Source organism: Streptomyces sp. NPDC029169 (assembly GCF_055563935.1).
On record NZ_JBVHXA010000007.1, the window covers coordinates 76,321 to 96,385 of the forward strand.

General features: G+C 69.1%; 20 protein-coding genes and 1 tRNA gene. 9 read left to right on the forward strand and 12 right to left on the reverse strand.

What is annotated here, in order from left to right; all coding sequences use genetic code 11:
* Positions 1-78: 78 nt before the first annotated feature.
* A tRNA-Leu gene (locus ACZ4VI_RS15385) sits at positions 79-165 on the reverse strand.
* Between the two features lie 469 nt (positions 166-634).
* Between ACZ4VI_RS15385 and ACZ4VI_RS15390 the strand changes: the two genes are divergently transcribed.
* The 7 genes from ACZ4VI_RS15390 to ACZ4VI_RS15420 all read left to right on the forward strand — a co-directional run bounded on the left by ACZ4VI_RS15390 (position 635) and on the right by ACZ4VI_RS15420 (position 9,951).
* The gene (locus ACZ4VI_RS15390) at positions 635-1,489 is read left to right on the forward strand and encodes an FhaA domain-containing protein (RefSeq protein ID WP_467999711.1); all 855 of its coding nucleotides are present in this window, start codon (positions 635-637) and stop codon (positions 1,487-1,489) included.
* A 10-nt stretch (positions 1,490-1,499) separates the two neighbouring features.
* Positions 1,500-2,021, forward strand: a complete 522-nt coding sequence (locus ACZ4VI_RS15395; RefSeq protein WP_467999712.1) for an FHA domain-containing protein FhaB/FipA — start codon at positions 1,500-1,502, stop codon at positions 2,019-2,021.
* A gap of 176 nt (positions 2,022-2,197) precedes the next feature.
* Positions 2,198-3,706, forward strand: coding sequence for a Stp1/IreP family PP2C-type Ser/Thr phosphatase (locus tag ACZ4VI_RS15400; RefSeq protein ID WP_467999713.1), 1,509 nt, complete (start codon positions 2,198-2,200; stop codon positions 3,704-3,706).
* A gap of 26 nt (positions 3,707-3,732) precedes the next feature.
* Positions 3,733-5,163, forward strand: coding sequence for an FtsW/RodA/SpoVE family cell cycle protein (locus ACZ4VI_RS15405; protein WP_467999714.1), 1,431 nt, complete (start codon positions 3,733-3,735; stop codon positions 5,161-5,163).
* Positions 5,160-6,626, forward strand: a complete 1,467-nt coding sequence (locus tag ACZ4VI_RS15410) for a peptidoglycan D,D-transpeptidase FtsI family protein (protein ID WP_467999715.1) — start codon at positions 5,160-5,162, stop codon at positions 6,624-6,626. Before ACZ4VI_RS15405 ends, ACZ4VI_RS15410 begins: the two co-directional genes overlap by 4 nt.
* Positions 6,627-6,779: 153 nt before the next feature.
* Positions 6,780-8,762 (forward strand): Stk1 family PASTA domain-containing Ser/Thr kinase, encoded by a 1,983-nt coding sequence (pknB, locus tag ACZ4VI_RS15415; protein ID WP_467999716.1) that lies wholly within the window; start codon positions 6,780-6,782, stop codon positions 8,760-8,762.
* A gap of 178 nt (positions 8,763-8,940) precedes the next feature.
* On the forward strand, positions 8,941-9,951 hold the full coding sequence (locus tag ACZ4VI_RS15420) for a restriction endonuclease (RefSeq protein ID WP_467999717.1): 1,011 nt from the start codon (positions 8,941-8,943) through the stop codon (positions 9,949-9,951).
* Positions 9,952-10,130: 179 nt separating this feature from the next.
* On the opposite strand, the gene ACZ4VI_RS15425 is transcribed toward ACZ4VI_RS15420, so the two are convergent.
* The 6 genes from ACZ4VI_RS15425 to ACZ4VI_RS15450 are packed head-to-tail and all read right to left on the reverse strand — an operon-like array spanning position 10,131 to position 14,323.
* Positions 10,131-10,808, reverse strand: coding sequence for a class E sortase (locus tag ACZ4VI_RS15425; protein ID WP_467999718.1), 678 nt, complete (start codon positions 10,806-10,808; stop codon positions 10,131-10,133).
* Positions 10,809-10,853: 45 nt separating this feature from the next.
* Positions 10,854-12,011 carry a class E sortase gene (locus ACZ4VI_RS15430; RefSeq protein ID WP_467999719.1) on the reverse strand — a complete coding sequence of 386 codons (1,158 nt, stop codon included), beginning with the start codon at positions 12,009-12,011 and terminating at the stop codon, positions 10,854-10,856.
* The gene (locus tag ACZ4VI_RS15435; RefSeq protein ID WP_467999720.1) at positions 12,008-12,646 is read right to left on the reverse strand and encodes an aminodeoxychorismate/anthranilate synthase component II; all 639 of its coding nucleotides are present in this window, start codon (positions 12,644-12,646) and stop codon (positions 12,008-12,010) included. Before ACZ4VI_RS15435 ends, ACZ4VI_RS15430 begins: the two co-directional genes overlap by 4 nt.
* On the reverse strand, positions 12,643-12,813 hold the full coding sequence (locus ACZ4VI_RS15440) for a hypothetical protein (RefSeq protein WP_467999992.1): 171 nt from the start codon (positions 12,811-12,813) through the stop codon (positions 12,643-12,645). The genes ACZ4VI_RS15435 and ACZ4VI_RS15440 overlap by 4 nt, the downstream gene beginning before the upstream one ends.
* 55 nt (positions 12,814-12,868) lie before the next feature.
* Positions 12,869-13,540, reverse strand: a complete 672-nt coding sequence (locus tag ACZ4VI_RS15445; RefSeq protein ID WP_467999721.1) for a class E sortase — start codon at positions 13,538-13,540, stop codon at positions 12,869-12,871.
* Between the two features lie 15 nt (positions 13,541-13,555).
* Positions 13,556-14,323 carry a DUF881 domain-containing protein gene (locus ACZ4VI_RS15450; RefSeq protein WP_467999722.1) on the reverse strand — a complete coding sequence of 256 codons (768 nt, stop codon included), beginning with the start codon at positions 14,321-14,323 and terminating at the stop codon, positions 13,556-13,558.
* Positions 14,324-14,474: 151 nt separating this feature from the next.
* Between ACZ4VI_RS15450 and crgA the strand changes: the two genes are divergently transcribed.
* Positions 14,475-14,729 carry a cell division protein CrgA gene (gene crgA, locus ACZ4VI_RS15455; RefSeq protein WP_467999723.1) on the forward strand — a complete coding sequence of 85 codons (255 nt, stop codon included), beginning with the start codon at positions 14,475-14,477 and terminating at the stop codon, positions 14,727-14,729.
* 283 nt (positions 14,730-15,012) lie between these two features.
* Here the strand turns inward: crgA and ACZ4VI_RS15460 are convergent, their stop codons facing one another.
* Positions 15,013-15,879, reverse strand: a complete 867-nt coding sequence (locus ACZ4VI_RS15460) for a rhomboid family intramembrane serine protease (RefSeq protein ID WP_467999724.1) — start codon at positions 15,877-15,879, stop codon at positions 15,013-15,015.
* A 120-nt stretch (positions 15,880-15,999) separates the two neighbouring features.
* Positions 16,000-16,527, reverse strand: a complete 528-nt coding sequence (locus ACZ4VI_RS15465) for a peptidylprolyl isomerase (protein WP_467999725.1) — start codon at positions 16,525-16,527, stop codon at positions 16,000-16,002.
* A 185-nt stretch (positions 16,528-16,712) separates the two neighbouring features.
* Between ACZ4VI_RS15465 and ACZ4VI_RS15470 the strand changes: the two genes are divergently transcribed.
* A complete protein-coding gene (locus tag ACZ4VI_RS15470; protein ID WP_467999726.1) occupies positions 16,713-17,477 on the forward strand; it encodes a DUF5324 family protein in 765 nt (254 codons plus the stop codon).
* A gap of 121 nt (positions 17,478-17,598) precedes the next feature.
* Here ACZ4VI_RS15470 and ACZ4VI_RS15475 read toward each other — a convergent pair whose 3' ends face one another.
* From ACZ4VI_RS15475 to ACZ4VI_RS15485, 3 genes are all read right to left on the reverse strand, one after another.
* Positions 17,599-17,976 (reverse strand): DUF6344 domain-containing protein, encoded by a 378-nt coding sequence (locus ACZ4VI_RS15475; RefSeq protein ID WP_467999727.1) that lies wholly within the window; start codon positions 17,974-17,976, stop codon positions 17,599-17,601.
* A 157-nt stretch (positions 17,977-18,133) separates the two neighbouring features.
* Positions 18,134-19,393, reverse strand: coding sequence for an MFS transporter (locus ACZ4VI_RS15480; RefSeq protein ID WP_467999728.1), 1,260 nt, complete (start codon positions 19,391-19,393; stop codon positions 18,134-18,136).
* A 143-nt stretch (positions 19,394-19,536) separates the two neighbouring features.
* Positions 19,537-20,022, reverse strand: a complete 486-nt coding sequence (locus ACZ4VI_RS15485; protein WP_467999729.1) for an SAM-dependent methyltransferase — start codon at positions 20,020-20,022, stop codon at positions 19,537-19,539.
* Positions 20,023-20,065: the final 43 nt, after the last annotated feature.

The following is a 20,065-nucleotide window of genomic DNA, read 5'->3' on the forward strand; positions in this document are numbered from 1 at the left end:
GTCGCGCACCTCACACCCGGTCACATGGCGCGAACAACGCGGAAGCCCCGTAGGTCGATGACCTACGGGGCTTCCGTCTGGTGCGCGAGGGGGGAGTTGAACCCCCACGCCCTTGCGGGCACTGGAACCTGAATCCAGCGCGTCTGCCTATTCCGCCACCCGCGCATTGGGTGTGCTCCGGGCTCCCTCACCTTTCGGTGCGATCGCCTGGCGACATCTGAAGATTAGCACGTCGCAGACCGTGGATTCACATCCGTTGTTTGACCCTCACCCCGAGCGAACAGGGACAGAGCGAGCAGGGACAGACGGAGAACAGACACACGAGGAACACATGGGAGGAACACCTGAGGAGAGGAGACCGGGAGACGAACCGGACCGGACGGGTAGCCGGACGAGTAGCCGGACGTGTAATCGGGAGGAACAGGGACGGACCGCCCCCGCTGCCCCGCCCCACTCCTCCAGCTCGCTCCCCGGGTGCGGGACACTGTCCAGGGGCCGCCTCTACGATCCGTGGGGAAGGCCTGTGAGAGGTGACACTCGTCCACAGGGCAGAGAAGGGGAACCAGCCGATTTCCCGACGCGTGGATACGATCAGTAAGCAGTACCAGGACGGCAACGACGGAGGAGGTGCCCCATGGGAGTCCTGAAGCGTTTCGAACAGCGACTCGAAGGTCTGGTCAACGGCACCTTCGCCAAGGTCTTCAAGTCCGAGGTCCAGCCCGTCGAGATCGCGGGCGCCCTCCAGCGCGAGTGCGACAACAACGCAACGATCTGGAACCGCGAGCGGACCGTCGTCCCCAACGACTTCATCGTCGAGCTGAGCGCCCCGGACTTCGAGCGCCTCAGCCCGTACTCGGGCCAGCTCGGCGACGAGCTCGCCGGCCTGGTCCGCGACTACGCCAAGCAGCAGCGGTACACCTTCATGGGCCCCATCAAGGTCCACCTGGAGAAGGCCGACGACCTCGACACCGGTCTGTACCGGGTGCGCAGCCGCACCCTCGCGTCGAGTTCGTCACAGCAGCAGTCCCCCGCCGCCGCCCCCCAGCCGGGCCGCGCGCCCGGCGGCTACGGCTACCCCCCGGCCGGCGCTCCGCCGATGCCCGCGGCCCCGCCGCCGGGCGCCGGCGCCATGCAGCGCCCCGGCCAGGCGCCCGCCGCCGGCCGGCCCACCGCCGCCGGCCCCGGCCCCATGCCCTCCTCCGGTACCCAGGTGCGCCGGTGGATCGAGATCAACGGCACGCGCCACCAGATCTCACGCCCGACCCTGGTCCTTGGCCGCAGCACCGACGCGGACGTGAGGATCGACGATCCCGGCGTCTCCCGCCGGCACTGCGAGATCCGGACCGGAACGCCCTCGACGATCCAGGATCTCGGATCCACCAACGGCATCGTGGTGGACGGGCAGCACACCACCCGCGCTACGCTCCGCGACGGCTCGCGGATCGTCGTGGGCAGCACCACCATCGTTTACCGGCAAGCCGAAGGGTGAAGCGGGGGCAATGTCAGAGCTGACCCTGACGGTCATGCGGCTGGGTTTCCTGGCCGTTCTGTGGCTGTTCGTGATCGTGGCCGTCCAGGTCATTCGTAGCGACCTGTTCGGCACACGTGTCACGCAGCGCGGTTCGCGCCGCCAGGACGCCCGGCCGCAGCAGAACACGCGCCAGGCGGCCCAGCCGCCGCAGCAGCGCGGACAGCAGAACACGGGCGGCGGCCGCCAGCGCCGCGGCGCCCCGACCAAGCTCGTCGTCTCCGAGGGCACGCTCACCGGCACGACGGTCGCCCTCCAGGGGCAGACCATCACGCTCGGCCGCGCCCACGACTCGACGATCGTGCTGGACGACGACTACGCCTCCAGCAGGCACGCCAGGATCTACCCGGACCGGGACGGCCAGTGGATCGTCGAGGATCTCGGGTCCACCAACGGCACGTATCTCGACCGGACCCGCCTCACCACCGCCACGCCGATTCCGCTGGGCGCGCCGATCCGCATCGGCAAGACCGTCATCGAGCTGCGGAAGTAGTGCTACGTCATGAATGAGTGCGAGCGGAGCGAGCGGGTCGAGGCGGTCCCCACGACGGACCGCGCGGCGGACCGTCAGGTTCGGGCCGCGTACCGGCACGGGCTCCCGACCGGAGGGTGGGCAGTGTGGCTCGAGACCGGCTGTACCCCGAGCCGACGTCGACAGGGCAGGTGCGCATGAGCCTGTCACTGCGCTTCGCCGCCGGGTCGCACAAGGGCATGATCCGCGAGGGCAACGAGGACTCCGGCTACGCCGGCCCGCGGCTGCTCGCCATCGCCGACGGCATGGGCGGCCAGGCCGCCGGTGAGGTCGCCTCCTCCGAGGTGATCTCCACCCTCGTCACCCTCGACGACGATGTCCCCAGCTCCGACATCCTCACCTCGCTCGGTGCCGCGGTGCAGCGCGCCAACGACCAGCTGCGGATGATGGTCGAGGAGGACCCCCAGCTGGAGGGCATGGGCACCACGCTCACCGCCCTGCTGTGGACCGGCCAGCGCCTCGGCCTCGTCCACGTCGGCGACTCCCGCGCCTACCTCCTGCGCGACGGCGTCCTCACGCAGATCACCCAGGACCACACCTGGGTGCAGCGCCTCGTCGACGAGGGCCGCATCACCGAGGAAGAGGCCACCACCCACCCGCAGCGCTCGCTCCTCATGCGCGCGCTCGGCAGCGGCGACCACGTAGAACCGGATCTGTCGATCCGCGAGGTCCGGGCCGGCGACCGCTACCTGATCTGCTCAGACGGGCTGTCCGGAGTCGTCTCGCACCAGACGATGGAGGACACCCTCGCCAGCTACCAGGGCCCGCAGGAGACCGTGCAGGAGCTGATCCAGCTCGCACTGCGCGGCGGCGGCCCCGACAACATCACCGTGATCGTCGCCGACGTCCTCGACGTCGACGGCGGCGACACCCTCGCCGGACAGCTCAGCGACACCCCCGTCATCGTCGGAGCGGTCGCCGAGAACCAGGTCCAGCAGTCCGACGGCGGAGCCATGCAGACCCCCGCCGGCCGGGCCTCCGGACTCGGCCGCCCCCACCAGCAGCCCCCCGGCGCCCACCCGCCCCAGGGCTTCGGCCCGCCCGGCAGCGGCGACGACCACGGCTACGGCGGCATGCCGCCGCAGGGCTCCTTCGGCGCGTACAACGACGAGGACTTCGCCACGTACGAGAAGTTCGAGAAGCCGCGCACCGGCCGCAAGTGGCTGGGGCGCAGCTTCATCCTCCTCCTCGCGCTCGGCCTGATCGGCGGCGGCCTCTACGGCGGCTGGCGCTGGACGCAGACGCAGTACTACGTCGGCTCCAACGACGAGCACGTCGCGCTCTACCGCGGCATCAGCCAGGACCTCGCCTGGGTCTCGCTCTCGGACGTGGAGAAGGACCACCCCGAGATCGAACTCAAGTACCTTCCGGAGTACCAGCGGAAGCAGGTCGAGGAGACCATCGCCGGCGGCAGCCTCGGCAAGGCCCAGACGAAGATCGCGGAGCTCGCCGCGCAGGCCTCCGCCTGCAAGAAGACCGAGCAGCGCCGCGAGGCCGCCGAGAAGGCCGCTGACCAGGCGGCGAGCAAGCCGCCCGCCGACGGCGCGACCACGCCCGACTCCAAGCCCACCACAGCCGCTCCCTCCCCGGGCCCCACCCTCACGGAGGACGAGCAGAAGCTGGCCTCGAACTGCGGCAAGCAGTAAGCACCCGTAGGGGGCCTTTCACCACCATGAGCGTTGTCACCAACACGACCACCATCGGCGCGATCGAGGCGCCGAGCCGCCGCAACACCGAACTGGCGCTGCTCGGCTTCGCCGTCGTCATCCCGGTCTTCGCGTACCTCAACGTCGGCCTGGCGATCGACGGCGAGGTGCCCGCGGGCATGCTCGGGTACGGGCTCGGCCTCGGCCTGCTCGCGAGCGTCGCGCACCTCGTGGTGCGCAAGTTCGCGCCGTACGCGGACCCGCTGCTGCTCCCGCTGGCGACGCTACTCAACGGCATGGGCCTGGTACTGATCTGGCGCCTGGACCAGTCGCCGCGCATCATCAACCGGTACAAGACGTTCACCCCGGACGCCCCGAGCCAGATGCTGTACTCGGCGATCGCCATCGCGATGTTCGTGGGCGTGCTGCTGATCCTGAAGGACCACCGGGTCCTCCAGCGCTACACGTACATCTCGATGGTGGCAGCCCTCGTCCTGCTGCTGCTCCCGCTGGTGCCGGGCCTCGGCGCCGATGTCTTCGGCGCCAAGATCTGGATCAGCGTCGCCGGTTTCTCCATCCAGCCCGGCGAGTTCGCCAAGATCATCCTCGCGGTCTTCTTCTCCGGCTACCTGATGGTGAAACGGGACGCGCTGGCACTGGCCAGCCGCCGGTTCATGGGCCTCTACCTGCCGCGTGGCCGTGACCTCGGCCCGATCCTCACCATCTGGGCCGTCAGCCTCCTCATCCTCGTCTTCGAGAACGACCTCGGTACGTCGCTGCTGTTCTTCGGCATGTTCGTGATCATGCTGTACGTGGCGACGGAGCGGACCAGCTGGGTCGTCATGGGTCTGCTGATGTCCACCGCGGGTGCGGTCGTCGTCGGCTCCACGGCCGGCCACGTCAAGTCCCGTGTGGCCGCCTGGCTCGACCCGTTCGAGTGCCTGAAGACAGCCCCTGAGAACTCCAACATGGCCGCGGCCTGCGACCAGATGACCCAGGTGCTGATGTCCTTCGGCTCCGGCGGCATCCTCGGCACCGGCCTCGGCCAGGGCAACTCCGACCTCATCGGCTTCGCCGCCAACTCCGACTTCATCTTCGCCACCGTCGGCGAGGAGCTCGGCCTGGCCGGCGTCATGGTCTTCCTGCTCCTGTACGGCCTGATCATCGAGCGTGGTGTCCGCACGGCCCTCGCGGCCCGCGACCCGTTCGGCAAGCTGCTCGCGATGGGCCTGTCCGGCGCCTTCGCGCTCCAGGTCTTCGTCGTCGCCGGCGGTGTGATGGGCCTCATCCCGCTGACCGGTATGACCATGCCGTTCCTCGCGTACGGCGGTTCCTCCGTGATCGCCAACTGGGCCCTGATCGGCATCCTCATCCGTATCAGCGACACCGCACGCCGCCCGGCGCCCGCCCCCGCCCCGTCCCCCGATGCCGAGATGACCCAGGTGGTCCGTCCGTGAACAAGCCCCTGCGCCGGGTCGCGATCTTCTGCGGCCTGCTGGTCCTCGCCCTGCTGATCCGCGACAACTGGATCCAGTACGTCCGCGCCGACGAGCTGAACGCCCACCCGAAGAACCGGCGCGTCACGATCGAGCGGTACGCCAACGAGCGCGGCAACATCATCGTCGACGGCCAGCCGATCACCGGGTCGGTCGACTCCCAGGACCCCTACTACCGGTTCAAGCGCACCTACACCGACGGCCCCATGTGGGCCCCGGTGACCGGCTACGCCTCGCAGGCCTACGACGCCAACCAGATCGAGAAGATCGAGGACGGCATCCTCACCGGCAACGACGACCGGCTCTTCTTCGACCGCACCCTGGCGATGTTCACCGGCGACAAGAAGAAGGGCGGCGACGTCGTCACGACGCTGAGCGGCGCCGCCCAGAAGGCCGCCTTCGAAGGCCTCGGCGACAAGACCGGCGCCGTCGTCGCCATCGAACCCAAGACCGGCAAGATCCTGGCGCTGGCGTCCACCCCCTCGTACGACCCCTCCACCTTCTCCGGCTACTCCGCCAAGGACGAGAAGGCCTGGGTCGCCCTGGAGAAGGACAAGAACAAGCCGAAGCTCAACCGTGCGCTCCGCGAGATCTACCCGCCCGGCTCCGTCTTCAAGGTCGTCACCGCCGCCGCAGCGCTGGAGAACCGCAAGGTCACGAACATCGACGCGCCGACGGATACCCCCGAGCCGTACAAGATCCCACTCTCCACCACGCCCATGATCAACCACGCGAGAGGGTGCGAGAACGCCAGCCTGAACAGGGCGCTCGAAGTCTCCTGCAACTCCGTCTTCGCCAAGCTCGGCGACGACGTCGGCCGCGACAAGATGGTCGAGATGGCCGAAAAGTTCGGTTTCAACGCCGAACAGTTCACCCCGGTCCGCTCCGCCGCCTCCGTCTACGACAAGAAGGCCGACCGCGGCGGAAACGCGCTCTCCTCCATCGGCCAGTTCAACACCGCGACCACGCCGCTCCAGATGGCCATGGTCACGGCCGCCATCGCCAACGACGGCAAGCTGATGAAGCCGTACATGATCGACAAGCTCGTGGCGCCGAACCTCGACGTGATCAAGGCGAACGAGCCCGAGGAGATGAGCCGCCCGGTCTCCCAGGAGACCGCACAGAAGCTCCAGCAGATGATGGAGAACGTCGTCTCCAACGGCACCGGCGGCAAGGCCGACCTCAAGATGGACGGCGTGAAGGTCGGCGGCAAGACAGGCACCGCCCAGCACGGCGAGAAGAACTCCAAGCGCCCCTACGCCTGGTTCATCTCCTACGCCAAGACCGACCAGGGCTCCCCGGTCGCCGTCGCCGTCATCGTCGAGGACTCCGCCGGCACCGACCGCGAGGACATCTCCGGTGGCGGCCTCGCCGCCCCCATCGCCAAGGCCGTGATGAAGGCGGTACTGAAAAGCAGGAGCTGAGCTTGCAGCCGGGCACCGGCCAGGTACCGGTCAGGTATCAGGTGCCGGTCGCGGGCGGATCGCCCTCCCGTGGCCGGTAGCCTTTGCGCGAACAGCACACCGCCGGACCACACACGGGTGCGGTCGGGACAGACGGAGAGGGCTGGATCAGTTATGGAAGAGCCGCGTCGCCTCGGCGGCCGGTACGAGCTGGGCTCGGTGCTCGGCCGTGGTGGCATGGCAGAGGTCTACCTCGCCCACGACACCCGGCTCGGCCGCACCGTCGCCGTGAAGACGCTGCGGGCCGACCTCGCCCGCGACCCGTCCTTCCAGGCCCGGTTCCGCCGTGAGGCCCAGTCGGCCGCCTCGCTCAACCACCCGGCGATCGTCGCGGTCTACGACACCGGCGAGGACTACGTCGACAACGTCTCCATCCCGTACATCGTGATGGAGTACGTCGACGGCTCGACCCTCCGCGAGCTACTGCACTCCGGGCGCAAGCTGCTGCCCGAGCGCACGCTCGAAATGACGGTCGGCATCCTCCAGGCGCTCGAGTACTCGCACCGCGCCGGCATCGTCCACCGCGACATCAAGCCGGCGAACGTCATGCTGACGCGCACCGGTCAGGTCAAGGTCATGGACTTCGGCATCGCACGCGCCATGGGCGACGCCGGCATGACCATGACGCAGACCGCCGCGGTCATCGGCACTGCCCAGTACCTCTCCCCGGAGCAGGCCAAGGGCGAACAGGTCGACGCCCGCTCGGACCTGTACTCCACCGGCTGCCTGCTGTACGAGCTGCTCACCGTCCGCCCGCCGTTCGTGGGCGACTCCCCGGTCGCGGTCGCCTACCAGCACGTACGGGAAGAACCGCAGCCCCCGAGCAACTTCGACCCCGAGATCACGCCCTCCATGGACGCCATCGTCCTCAAGGCCCTGGTCAAGGACCCCGACTACCGCTACCAGTCCGCCGACGAGATGCGCGCCGACATCGAGGCCTGCCTCGACGGCCAGCCCGTCGCGGCAGCAGCAGCCATGGGCGCAGCGGCCTACGGCGGCGGCTACGGCAACGGCTACGGCGGCTACGCCCCGGACGACCAGCCGACGACCGCCCTGCGCCAGGCCGACCCGGCCGGCCAGACCTCCATGCTCCCGCCCATGAACCCGGACGACGGCGGCTACGGCTACGACGACCGCCCGGACCGGCGCCGCCAGAAGAAGTCGAACACCTCGACGATCCTGCTCGTCCTCGCGGGCATCCTGGTCCTCGTCGGCGCCATCCTCATCGGCCGCTCGATCTTCGACACCAAGGAGGGCGCGGGTCAGGTGACGATCCCGTCCCTCGTCGGCCACACCCTCCAGGAGGCCGAAAACCTGGCGAAGAACTCCCAGGTCAAGGTCACCAAGGCGGGCTCCGAGCGATGCGAGCAGCCCAAGGGCAAGATCTGCAGCCAGACGCCCATTGCCGACGGCGTGGCCAAGATGGATGTCAACACGACCATCTCGGTCATCGTCTCCGAGGGCGCCCCGCAGATCGAGGTCCCGGACGTCACGGAGAAGTCCCAGGACAACGCGGAGCAGGCGCTCAAGGACAAGGGCTTCAAGGTCAAGATCGAGTACGAGGAGTCCGACGAGGAGGCCGGCCGGGTCCTGAAGCAGAACCCGACGGGCGGCTCCAAGGCGGAGCAGAACTCCGAGGTCACGATCACGGTCTCCAAGCAGGAGAAGTCGCAGCTCCCGGACGTCACCGGCCGTAACATCGACCAGGCCATCCAGGACCTCAAGACGCTCGGCTTCGAGAACGTCGCCCGCCAGGACGAGGACTCGCAGCAGCCCGCCGGCACGGTCATCGGAATGACCCCGAACGGCAACACGGACCAGCCGAAGGACGTCCAGATCACGCTGAAGGTCTCCAAGGGCCCGCAGCAGACCCAGACGACGATCCCGGCGGGCCTCGCGGGCAAGAAGTTCGAGGAAGTCAAGCAGCAGCTCCAGGCCCTGGGCCTGAACGTGCAGCAGCAGGGCTCGGACAAGAACGACGCCACGGTCCTCGGCACCAACCCGCCGGAGGGCACCCCGGTCACCGCCGGCCAGACGGTCACCGTCTACACGGCGGGCGGCAACGGCAACGGCGGCGACGGCGGCTTCTTCGACTAGCCGCGCCGACGAGCACGCGGAGAGCCCCGGCATCCTTCTGGATGCCGGGGCTCTTTGCATACATCGGCCTGTGGCACAAGCTCTCGAAATCCGCTCGTGTCTTCATATGTCCCGACTCGTTGGCAGGGTGGGGTGGGGACCTTGCCTTGCCCCGACGTCATCGGAGAAGGGCAGAAGCGTGATCAACGAAGTGGTGTTGCTGGAATCGAGGGCGATGCGCGAGGGCGTCGCCGAACGGACCGAGGTACTCGACAGGGTCAAAGCGCTGTCGCTGCTGCCGGACGGCATGCATGTCACGGCCGCGATGGTGGCGACGTACTTCGAAGTAGGCATCGAAGCCATCAAGTCGCTGGTGAAGGACCATCGAGACGAGCTCGCAACCAACGGCTACCACGTTTTGACAGGTACAGAACTGAGGTCCTTCAAGGACCTCAGTTACATCCAGTCACAGACTCCGGCACTCGCCCTCTTCTCGCGACGGGCCGTCCTCAACGTCGCGATGCTGCTCCGGGACAGCGAAGTCGCACGTCAGGTCCGCACCTACCTCCTCAACATGGAGTACCTGGCGCGGACCCGGCAGCCTGTGGATAACCCCGTCAAGAGTGACAGCGTGTCACTCTCCGACCGCATCGACCAGCGCATCACCCACATCCTCGGCAAGACCGTCGTCCCCATGCTCAACGCCCTCATCGAGACCGCGGGCGAGCACCGACGAGAGCTGATCTCCCTCCGCCAGGACGTCGACAGGATCGAGCGCGAACTCTCCGACCACGCTCCCCAGGGCCCCCGCCCCTACACCGGGATCATGGCGTCCATCGACGGCATGAACTGGCGGGAGTTCGAGCACCACGTCGCCATCCTGCTCCGCCGCGACGGCTGCACCGACATCCTCGTCCACGGCGGGCCCGGGGACCGGGGTGTGGACGTCACCGGGCGGACAGCGGACGGCCGCAGGATCGTCGTTCAGTGCAAAAGCTTCGCGCCGTACCGGCCCGTGTGGAGCGCCGAGATGCAGAAGTTTCTCGGAGCCTCGTTCGTCCAGCACCAGGCCGATCTGGCCCTCTTCGTCGCCTCGACAACCTTCACCCCGGACGCCCGCGCCATCGCCGACGAGCACGGCGTGACCGTCGTGGACCGTGCGGCCCTGGAGAAGTGGAGCGCCGGGGTCTCCCTCCCCGTCCTCCTGTAGTCGAGCAACGGCAAAGGCCCGAAGTCGCAAGGAGAAGTTGCGGCTTCGGGCCTCGGCCATGCTACGGCGACAGCCCTCCTCAAAGGGGGCCTGTCGCCTCAGTTAGCGTGACAGCGTGTCACGCTAACTGAGGTCCTGAGGGGACCTCAGTCACGACTGGCTCACTCGAAGCGAGTCAGTCACCCCAACTCCACCGGCCGCGTCCGCGCCCCGTCCACCTTCTCCGTACGCACCAACTCGCCCCACACGATGTACCGGAAGTCCGACGTATACATCGGCGTGCACGTCGTCAGCGTGATGTAGCGGCCCGGCTTCGACTTGCCCGATGCCTTCGGGACCGGCTGGAGGACGTCCACGTCGTACTTCGTCGTCTTCGGCAGGGTCTTGTAGACCTTGTAGACGAACCACGTGTCCTTCGACTCGAAGACGATCGCGTCGCCGTTCTTCAACTTGTGGATGTTGTGGAACTTCGCCCCGTGCCCGTCCCGGTGCGCCGCCAGCGTGAAGTTGCCCTGCTTGTCCTGCGGGAGGGCCGACTTGATCGGGTCCGTGTAGTAGCCGGCGACGCCGTTGTTCAGCGTCTTCGTCTCGGTGCCCTTCTTGACGAGTATCTCGCCGCCGCCCATCACCGGAACGTGCAGGAAGCCGATGCCGTCCTTGGTGTCCAGGGCGCCCGGCCCCGACGCCGCCCAGTGGTCGCGGACCTGGTCGCCGTCCTTGCCTGCGGCGCGGTCGGCCAGGACGTTGGTCCACCACAGCGAGTAGACGACGAAGAGACCGAGCACCAGGCCCGCGGTGATGAGGAGTTCACCGAAGACACTGATGACTCCGGCGATCCGGTTGCGCGCACGTGCCACTGCGTCGTCCCGTCCTGAGGTGTGGGGTGGTGAGTTCGTCGGGTCTCAGCCTACGAGCGCGTCCGGTTTTCCCTTGCTGCGCGGGCGTTCCTCGACCATCTTGCCCCACACGATCATGCGGTACGTACTGGTGAATTCGGGCGTACACGTCGTCAGCGTGATGTACCGCCCCGGCCCCTTGAACCCGGACTGCCTCGGCACCGGAGCGATCACCGACACGTTCGACGGCGCCGTCTGCGGCAGGATGCTCGCCATCTCGTACGTGTAGTACGCGTCCTGCGTCTCCACGACGATCGGGTCCCCGGGCTCCAGCTGATTGATGTACCGGAACGGCTCACCATGCGTGTTGCGGTGCCCGGCCACCGCGAAGTTGCCCTGCTTGTCGGCCGGCATCGCCGTCTTCAGGCTGCCCTCGCTGTAGTGGCCCACCATCCCCCGGTCCAGCACCTTGGGCTTGCTGATGCCCTCGGCGACGGGCACGACCACGTCCAGCTTGGGGATGTACATGATCGCGAAGCCCTGCCCCGGCTCGAACGCCCCCGGCGCCCGGCCCTTGGACCAGGCGTCCTCGATCTGCTCCTTGGCCTGGTTCGTCTGCTGGCCGGCCCGGACGTTCGTCCACCACAGCTGGTACGTGACGAACAGCAGCATCACCACGCCGAAGGTGATGAACAGCTCGCCCACCACCCGGCTCGCGACGACGCCCACGCTGTCCTTCGCCGCCCGGGCCGCACGGCGCGCCTCGACGCGGGACATCGGCGCTGCAGGAGTGGTCTCGGACGCCGCTGCGGCCGGCGGTGCGCCCCTGCGGCCCTTCCCCCTCCCCTTGGCGGCGCGGCGACGCTCGGCCCTGCCAGGGCCGGGAAGGGGCGTCACGGGCGTCTCAGGCGGCTCAGGGCCTTCCACGGTCCGCAGGGCCATCGTCTCGTCCCGAGGCTCGTAGGAAGCCTCATACGGCGCCTCCTCATGCGGCGCTTCGTACGACTCCTCGTAAGGCTCCTCGTACGGCTCCTCGTGAGGCTCCTCGTACGCCTCCTGCGGCGCCTCGTACCGCTGCTCAGCGACAGCTTCCGGTATCGACTCGTACGCGTACCCCTGCTCGTACGCGTACGAGGTGTCCTCCTGCCCCGGTATCGGCGCCCCCGCCCCCGGCTCCCCCTCCGGCAGGTTCGTCGCCCGGAACCACGGCGACCCCGCCGTCACGCGACAGCCTTGCCCACCACCGGCGCGAGCCCCGCCGACCGGCCGACCGCCCCCTTGTCGCCGCACCGCTCCAGCCAGTTGGCGAGCATCAGGTGGCCGTGCTCGGTGAGCACCGACTCGGGGTGGAACTGCACGCCCTCGACAGCCAGTTCACGGTGGCGCAGCCCCATGATGATGCCGTCCTCCGTCCGGGCCGTGACCTCCAGCTCCGCCGGCAGCGTCCCGGGCTCCGCGGCCAGCGAGTGGTAGCGCGTCGCCGTGAACGGCGACGGCAGCCCCGCGAAGACGCCCTTGCCCTCGTGCGTGACGAGCGAGGTCTTGCCGTGCAGCAGCTCCGGGGCGCGGTCCACGACACCGCCGTACGCCACCGCCATCGACTGCATCCCCAGGCACACCCCGAAGACCGGCACCCCGGTCGCCGCACAGTGCCGCACCATCTCGATGCAGACACCGGCCTGTTCGGGCGCGCCCGGACCGGGCGACAGCAGCACGCCGTCGAAACCGTCCTGGGCGTGGCTCAGCTCCACCTCGTCGTTGCGCAGCACCTCGCACTCGGCGCCGAGCTGGTAGAGGTACTGAACGAGGTTGAAGACGAAGCTGTCGTAGTTGTCGACGACGAGAATCCGCGCGCTCACTGTCCGTCCACCGTCACATCGTTGAACGGAAGCAGAGGCTCCGCCCAGGGGAAGACGTACTGGAAGAGGGCGTACACGACCCCCAGGACGAGCACGAGCGAGAGCGCCCCCCGGACCCACGCGTTGCCCGGCAGATGCCGCCAGATCCAGCCGTACATGACGTCCACTGCCCCTTCCGTTCGTTACCGGCACCAGAGTACGGGTCGAAGCAGCCGCCAGGGGTCAGCCCGCCAAAGCCGGCGGCTTGCCCTGCGTCACAGGCTGGGTGGCGTCCAGGTGCGCCCAGGCGATCAGCCGGTGGCTGCTGCCCCACTCCGGCTCACAGGTGGTGAGCGTCAGATAGCGGCCCGGTCCGTCGAAGCCCGACTTGCGCGGTACGGGATCGATCACGCCGACGTCGGTGGGAACGGTCCGGTACGGCGTGCGCTCGATCCGGTACGTGAACCAGGTCGTGCCGTCCGTGAGGACGACCGCGTCACCCGGCCGCAGCCGCGGGAAGTCCTTGAACGGATCTCCGTACGTGCGCCGGTGCCCCGCCACCGAGAAGTTGCCGGTCTCGCCGAGCCGGGCGGTCGCGGCATAGTGACCGAGGCCCTTCTTCAGGACGGCCGTGGTCGTGCCCTCCAGGACCGGCCACTCCCAGTCCTCGCCGAGCCGGGGAACGTACATGACCGCGATGCCCCGGCCGGCCACGTACGGCTTCGGGGGCGGCGGGGCCGCGGCGGCGTCGGCCACGGGCCGGTCCACCCACTCCCGCTCCAAGGTGTCGATCTGCCCGGCCGTCGCGCTCTCCGCCCGGACACCGGTCCAGAACATCACGTACACGACGAACAGGACGATCACGGTCCCGACGGTGATGCACAGCTCGCTGAACGTCCTGACGAGCAGTCGCATCAGATCCCCCAGGCGTCAGCTCACCGGCTTCGCGTAGTGGAGATCCACTGTGCCGGAGTAGCCGGGAAGAGTCACCGCCCTGTGCTCGTCGACTTTCCAGCCGAGCCCGTACGCCTTCACATACAGCTGGTAGTTCTGCACGGCAGGCGAGTCGGCGAGCGCCTTGGCCAGCTTCCCCCTGTCACCCACGGCGGTGATCTTGTACGGAGGCGAGTAGACCCGGCCCTGGAGGATCAGGGTGTTGCCCACGCAGCGCACGGCACTGGTCGAGATGAGCCGCTGGTCCATGACCTTGATGCCCTGCGCCCCGCCCTGCCACAGCGCGTTCACGACCGCCTGGAGGTCCTGCTGGTGGATGACGAGGTCATTGGCCTGCGGCTCGGGGTATCCGGGGGCCGCCCGGGCGTCCGGCGGGGCGTCGTTCAGGGTGACCGTCAGACCCGCCCCCGACGTCTCCGTGGTCCCGGCGGCCGCCTCCAGCGCGCGCAGCTTCGCGTCCTCGGCGCTCGTGGAGCCGTCGTCGCGGGCCGCGAGGGCGTCGACCTGACCGCGCAGGGCGGCGGTGGACTCGTCCAGGCCGGCGTTCTTGTGGCTGCGCTCCTGGATCAGGTCGGAGAGCCGCAGGAGCGAGGCGTCCGTCCGGATGTTGGTGCCCTTGGCGGTGTTGAAGCTGGTCACGAAGATCAGCCCGGCGAGGGCGAAAACGGCAGCGGTCAGCAGCCGGACGGGGCGCCACCTGGAGGGTCGGCCCGGCCCGGGGGAAGAGTCGGCAGAATTGCTCAACGTACCCTGATCCCCTTCGGTGCCGTGGAACCACTACGCTAACGGACGCCCGGGGGACGCAGTGGTCTCCTACGTCACCCAGCCGTCCCACCCCGGCGCCAGCCACAAGTTCCCTGCGCGGTCACGCAGCGCATCGACAGGAGAGTCCCTCGTGCCGAAGTCACGTATCCGCAAGAAGGCCGACTTCACGCCCCCGCCCGCCAAGCAGGCCACCAACATCAAGCTGACCAACCGCAGCTGGGTGGCTCCGGTGATGCTGGCGATGTTCCTTATCGGGCTGGTGTGGATCGTCGTCTTCTACGTCACCGACGGCACGCTGCCGGTGAAGTCCATCAACAACTGGAACATCGTGGTGGGCTTCGGCTTCATCGCGGCCGGGTTCGGCGTCTCCACGCAGTGGAAGTAGCGGGGCCCGGACTGCCGGTCAACCCTTGCCCATCACTTATCCACAGCGTTGTGCACAGCACTGGATAACTTACGAAGATCTGTGGATAACTAAAGGCCCGGTTGACGCCGGTGTGACTGCGGCGCCCTCGCCCCAGAACCACCCCGCCCCTCGCTCCTGCTGGAAAAGCCCAGCTCAGGAGCGAGGGGCGCAGTCGTTCCCCGTGAGGTGCACAAGATCCACCACGCGCTGTGGATAACTCTGGGGAAAGCTTTGCTCGAAGCTCGTCCACAGCCCTCCTCGCTCAGGTGAGCGCGGCGGAGCGGGCGAGGATCAGGCCCAGGTCGATCACGAGCACCAGTCCGCAGACCGCGTACTGCACCAGGTTCCGCCGCGCCCGTGGCGCGTGCAGCAGGCCGTAGGTGACCAGGGCGCCGCCGACGAGGCCGCCGATGTGCGCCTCCCAGGAGACGCCGGGCCGGGCGAAGGTGAACACGAGCGAGAGCGCCACGAAGAGGATCACCGGCCGCATGTCGTACCGCTGCCGGCGGGTGAGCACCACCCAGGCGCCGATCAGTCCGAAGACGATGCCCGAGGCGCCCAGCGAGGCCTGGTTGGGGGCGTCGACGAGATAGACGAGGGCGGAGCCGGAGAGTCCGGAGAGCAGGCAGAGGGCGGCGTAGCGGATCCGGCCGAGCTCCGGCTCGATGATTCCGCCGATGACCCACAGGCCGATCATGTTGAAGACGAAGTGCACGGCCTCCTGGTGGAGGAAGGTCGAGGTCAGCAGCCGGTACCACTCGCCGTCCGCGACCCCGACCACCTCGCCGAGCAGCGGGCTGTACGCGTGGCCGATCATCACCAGCGAGTCCACGAGCCGTTCGCCGGCCACCCGGACGGCGATGAAGAGGGCGAGGTTGATCGCGATGAGGATCTTGGTGACGAGGCGCCCGTCGGACGCGACCCGGCCGCCGGCGAGGGTACGGGGCTGGTTGGCGTCGGGGGCGTGGCCGGTGCCGGAGCCGTTGCGTACGCAGTCGGGGCACTGGAAGCCGACGGACGCGGAGACCATGCACTGCGGGCAGATCGGCTTGTCGCAGCGGGTGCAGCGGATGCCTGTCTCGACGTCCGGGTGGCGGTAACAGCGCGGCGGGCCGGACTGCGGCTCCATGGAGATCCCTCCCGAGGAGATGGGGCGGCGAGGCAGCGCCCCGCCTTTCCTGTACGGACGGGCGGGGCGGAAAGGTTCCCCACGTCACCAGGTCGGGGCGTCAGGGCGGGTCGGCTCGGGTCAGCGGGTCTCGATGACGACCGACTTCAGAATGATGTCGTCGAGCGGCCGCTTGGTGCTGGGGTTGACCGGCGTGGCCGCGATCGTGTCGACGACCTTCTTGCTGGCCGCGCTGACGATCTCGCCGAAGATGGTGTGCTTGCGGTTCAGCCAGGTCGTGGCGCCGACGGTGATGAAGAACTGGGAGCCGTTGGTGCCCGGGCCTGCGTTGGCCATGGCGAGCAGGTAGGGGCGGTCGAAGAAGAGCTCGGGGTGGAACTCGTCGGCGAACTCGTAGCCGGGCCCGCCCGTGCCGTTCCCCAGCGGGTCGCCGCCCTGGATCATGAAGCCCTCGATGACCCGGTGGAAGACGGTGCCGTCGTACAGCGGAGCTGCCGCGACCTTGCCGGTGGCCGGATGCGTCCACTCCCGCTCGCCCCGGGCGAGTTCGGTGAAGTTCCTGACCGTCTTCGGGGCGTGGTTCGGCAGCAGCCGAATCTCGATGTCGCCCTGGCTGGTCCTGAGAGTGGCGTAGAGCTGCTCGGCCACGGTCCGCCTTCCGTAAGTCCCAAAATCCCGCTGTTCTCCGCTGACGCGCATCGCATCCTCGCACGGAAGCGTCGTGGGTATGCCCCGGATGCCCGCCCCGCATGCCGGACGGCGATCGGGCAGGCATGATTTCGAAAAGGGTGGAAAGGCGAAAAACCGACACCGCCACCGAGTAGGAGGATCCCGTGACCCGGATGGACAGCGTGCGCGCCGCGACCGATTCGGCCAAGGACAGCGTGCTGCACGCCGCGGAAGTGGTGGCGCCCTATGCCGGCACGGCCAAGGAGCAGGCCGCGCAGTACGCCGGTACGGCCAAGGACCAGGCCGCGCGCTATGCGCACGAGGCACGCGTCCGGCTCGCGCCGAAAGTCTCGAAGGCCGCTCATCAGGCCCGTGTTCAAGCTCGTGTGCAGTACGACGCCCGTGTCGCACCGCATGTACCGCCGCGGGTCGACGAGGCCGCGCATCGCGCGGCGAAGGTGACCCGCAAGGCCGCCCGTCAGGCGGCCGACTACACCGTTCCGCGTGTCGAGCACGCGGTCGCGGCTACCGGTCCCGTTCTGGACGAGGCCGGATCGCGTTCGGTGGCCGCCTGGGCCGCGCTGCGCGGTCAGGTGACACCGAAGGAGATCGAGAAGCTCGTGCGGAAGCACGAGCGTCGCGCCAGGGCGGGGCGCCTTGCCAAGGGACTCGCTGTCCTGGGCGTGGTGGCCGCCGGCGTCTTCTGTGCGTGGAAGTGGTGGGACAAGCAGGCCAACCCGGACTGGCTGGTCGAACCGCCCGCTCCTACCGAGGTCGATGAGGATCTGTCGGAACCGTCGTCCCGTACGTCGCCGCTGTCGTCCGTCGACGGCAGTGGGGGTGTCGATCCCGAGGTGGAGGCCAAGGAGGCCGATGCCCAGGGGGACGAGGACGCGGATACGGATGCGGGGCGCGACGACCGTCGCTGACCGCCGGACCGCTGACCGCTAACTGCTGGACTGCTGGACCGCTGACCGCTGAACCGCTGACCGCTGGACTGCTGACCGCGGCTGTCGTGGCGCGGGGAGGAGTGGATCGACTCCCCGCGTCCTACGCCGTCGCCGCCGCGGCGAGCGCCAGGCCCGACAGCTTCGTCTGGTCCGCGAGTGCGGTGTCGAGCGGGGAGTCGGCGCGCAGGTGGCGTACGGAGGGCGAGGAGTTGTGGGCCTCGGCGCCGATGCGCTGCTTGATGGTGGGCGGCAGGGAGCGCTCGCGGACGGTGGGCCACTGATGGGCCGTGCGTTGTGCCGGTACGGCGGCGGTGGTGCGGGCTCCGGTGGTGGCGGGCGTGCCGGCCGGCTCCTCCGGCTGCTGGATGGCGGGGGCCTGCGCGGCGGTGGCGGTGGACGCCAGGCCGACGGAGGCGAGCAGGGCGAAGAGTACGGAGATGAAGGCGGTCCAGAACTGCTTGACCTTGGCGGTGGCCATGGCCCCTCGCTTTCGTCGTCGCTTTCGTGGTGTTCTCGGATGGTTCATTTCGAATTGCGCGCTTTTCGTACCTTCCTCATGATGGGGAGGCGGATCCGGATTGCCCGGAGCGACGCCGCTGCCGCGCAGTTCTTCCGATGAACACCACTCGTCCGGCTCAGTGGGCGACGAGGGGTTCCGTGGTGGCGTGGGTGCCGGTTGCCTGGGCGCGGGACCGCTCGGCCCAGCGGACCGCGGGCTTGGTGACCGCTCCGGTCGCCAGGAAGATCCCGCCGAGCAGCAGCCAGCCGGGTACGCCCCAGGTGACGAGAAGCGCCGTGACCAGGAGGGGGCCGAGGGTGCGGGCGACGGGGACGCCGGTTCCGTAGAAGCCCTGGTACTGGCCGATCCGGCCGGCGGGGGCGAGGGTGAAGCCGATCTGCCAGGAGCCGGCGGAGTGGCGCATCTCGGCGAGGACCTGGAGTACCGCGCCGAGGGTGAGTACGGCGACGGTGGTCCAGGGCCCGAGGCCTGCGGCGGTCAGCGCGAAGACGGCACACGAGGCGAGCATGATGGCGCCGGCCCGGCCCACCGCGCGCGTGGCCTGGGGAAGGCCGGTGACCTTTCTGGCGGTCCGTACCTGGAAGAGCATCACGGCGCCGGTGTTGAGGACGAAGAGCGCGGAGACGATCCAGCCGGGTGCCGAGGTCCGCTGCACGATCCACAGCGGGAGGGCGAGGCTGAGCAGGGGGAGCCGCAGGAGCATGAGTGCGTTGAGGAGGGTGAGCAGGGCATAGGGGCGGTCGCGGAGGACTGCCAGGCGGGGTTCGCCGGCGGCGGCGACGGGGGCGGGGGGCACGGGTGGGAGTCCGCGCAGCACGAGGGCGCAGATGAGGAAGCCGGCGGCGTCGAGGGCGAAGACGGACAGGTAGGCGGTGCGGGTGCCGGCGTGCAGGGCGAGTCCGCCGAGGCCGGCGCCGAGGGCGAGTCCGGCGTTGAGGGTGGACTGCAGCCTGGCGAGTACGTCCGTACGGGCCGAGGGCTCGACGAGTCCGGCGAGCAGGGCCTGGCGGGCGGCGGCGAGGCCGCTCTGGGCGGTGGCGTATACCGCGGCCGCGATGAGGAACGGTACGAAGGAGCGGATGAGGAGGAAGGAGCCGACGGCCGCCGAGGTGGCCAGGGCGAGCAGGACGGCGGTGGTGCGGGGGCCGCGCCGGTCGGCGAGGTGTCCGAGCCAGATGCCGGCGACGGATCCGACGGCCCAGGCGAGGGTGAGGCCGATGCCGATGCGTGCGGCGGACAGGCCGACGATCTGGCTGAAGTAGAGGGCCGAGGTGACATAGAAGGCACCGTCGCCGATCGAGTTGCTCAGCTGGGCGAGGAGCAGCGCGCGGGGGGCGTGGGAGGCCTGCGGCGCCGGGGAGGGGGTGTTCGCCATGGACACGACGTTATGGGCCTGTGGCCCAGCCAGACAGGTCCATTACGACCCCGGGAATGTGGGCCAATCAGCGAAGCCCTCCGTGCCGCGTTTCCACGGCGGGGAGGGGCCGGCGTCTCCGGCGATTCGGCGCGCCGGGCTCCTCAGTAGTAGTGGCGCATGATCTCGCCGGCCCAGGCAGGCTGGGTGGTGGTGCCGCCCTGGGGGCCGAACTCGCTCATGTAGGGCTTGATGTCGAGGACGGGCGTGCCGTCGACGGCGTCGAGGCCCTGGACGTGCAGGTCGTGTCCGTCGGTGCGCAGCAGGCGGCAGCGGGATACGCCGATGCGGTTGGGGCGGTTCTTTCCGCGCTGGGCGAAGATGCCGACCAGGGGCCAGTCGGTGTTGCCGCGGGGGTGGCGGGCGCCGGTCTCGATCTTCTCCTCGGGGACGCGGTCGAAGTGGTAGACGACCTCCAGGTGGGAGAAGGAGTCCAGGCCGGCCAGCGCGTCCGGGCCGAACCGGTCGGCGTCCAGGCGGATGACGGCCTCGACCGTGCCCCAGTCGTCGTCACGGACCTCCTCCCGCCCACCGACCACCCGGCCCACCGGAATCGAGACCACCTGCGCCGGGGCGCTGTCCTCGGACATCTGGCCCGCCTTTCCTCAGAAGATCAGCTGTCACTGCCGCACC

Bases quoted from the DNA above. Each gene is read 5' to 3' on its own strand.
- ACZ4VI_RS15460 (WP_467999724.1), bottom strand. From the start codon at position 15,879: ATGGAGCCGCAGTCCGGCCCGCCGCGCTGTTACCGCCACCCGGACGTC.
- ACZ4VI_RS15480 (WP_467999728.1), bottom strand. From the start codon at position 19,393: ATGGCGAACACCCCCTCCCCGGCGCCGCAGGCCTCCCACGCCCCCCGC.
- ACZ4VI_RS15400 (WP_467999713.1), top strand. From the start codon at position 2,198: ATGAGCCTGTCACTGCGCTTCGCCGCCGGGTCGCACAAGGGCATGATC.
- ACZ4VI_RS15485 (WP_467999729.1), bottom strand. From the start codon at position 20,022: ATGTCCGAGGACAGCGCCCCGGCGCAGGTGGTCTCGATTCCGGTGGGC.
- ACZ4VI_RS15405 (WP_467999714.1), top strand. From the start codon at position 3,733: ATGAGCGTTGTCACCAACACGACCACCATCGGCGCGATCGAGGCGCCG.
- ACZ4VI_RS15475 (WP_467999727.1), bottom strand. From the start codon at position 17,976: ATGGCCACCGCCAAGGTCAAGCAGTTCTGGACCGCCTTCATCTCCGTA.
- ACZ4VI_RS15445 (WP_467999721.1), bottom strand. From the start codon at position 13,540: ATGCGACTGCTCGTCAGGACGTTCAGCGAGCTGTGCATCACCGTCGGG.
- ACZ4VI_RS15395 (WP_467999712.1), top strand. From the start codon at position 1,500: ATGTCAGAGCTGACCCTGACGGTCATGCGGCTGGGTTTCCTGGCCGTT.
- ACZ4VI_RS15390 (WP_467999711.1), top strand. From the start codon at position 635: ATGGGAGTCCTGAAGCGTTTCGAACAGCGACTCGAAGGTCTGGTCAAC.
- pknB (WP_467999716.1), top strand. From the start codon at position 6,780: ATGGAAGAGCCGCGTCGCCTCGGCGGCCGGTACGAGCTGGGCTCGGTG.